The following is a 723-nucleotide window of genomic DNA, read 5'->3' as shown; positions in this document are numbered from 1 at the left end:
GGGATGCTCTCTTTTGTTGTGGGTCTTTTCATCTTCTATCAAGCGATGTCGCTTTCGTTTATCCAAAGACAGCCTTTGGTTGGCGTTCTGAGACGAACGGGTGTATCGGGATGGCAGCTAACCAAAGCGCTCTGTTTTGAGTTGCTGGCGTTGGTTTTAGTCAGTTGGATCTGTGGCAACATCTTTGGTGTGATGCTCGCTAACCAGTTATTACCAGCAGTATCATCAAGCTTAGGCGACCTTTACGATGCAAACGTAGGTCTGAGTATTGATTGGAGCTGGAAGTCGAGTGGCTACAGTTTGGCAATGTCATTAGCAGGCGCGTTCTTAGCGTGTGCGTGGCCGTTGATCCGCCTTCTTAAATCTCAGCCGATTCGACTCTCTTCTCGTCTGTCTTTAATGCGCTTTGCTGGTACAGAGTTTACGTGGCAAGCACTTATCGGCTGTGGTTTCTGTGTTGCAGCGGTTGCCGTGTATCAAGCTCCGCAAACACAAGAGTCTGGCTTTGCCATTATCGCACTGATGCTAGTGAGTGTGGCGCTGTTTACGCCATTCTTAATGTGGAAGCTGTTCAATAGTTTCTCTTATTCTCTGCGCTGGGTGCGTGCTCGTTGGTTCTTCGCTGATGCTGCAGCAAGCATGAGCTACCGTGGTGTTGCCACCATGGCCTTCATGCTCGCGATGACCGCTAATATTGGCGTAGAAACCATGGTCGGGAGTTTT

At 49.4% G+C, this 723-nt stretch carries 1 protein-coding gene; it reads left to right on the top strand.

The window, feature by feature from the left end:
* Positions 1–723 (top strand): FtsX-like permease family protein (locus tag KIV40_RS32750; RefSeq protein ID WP_285353541.1); only part of this gene is annotated, 723 nt, incomplete at both ends.

It is taken from the genome of Vibrio sp. D173a, from assembly GCF_030248475.1.
This window is presented reverse-complemented; position numbering and strand designations above follow the sequence as displayed.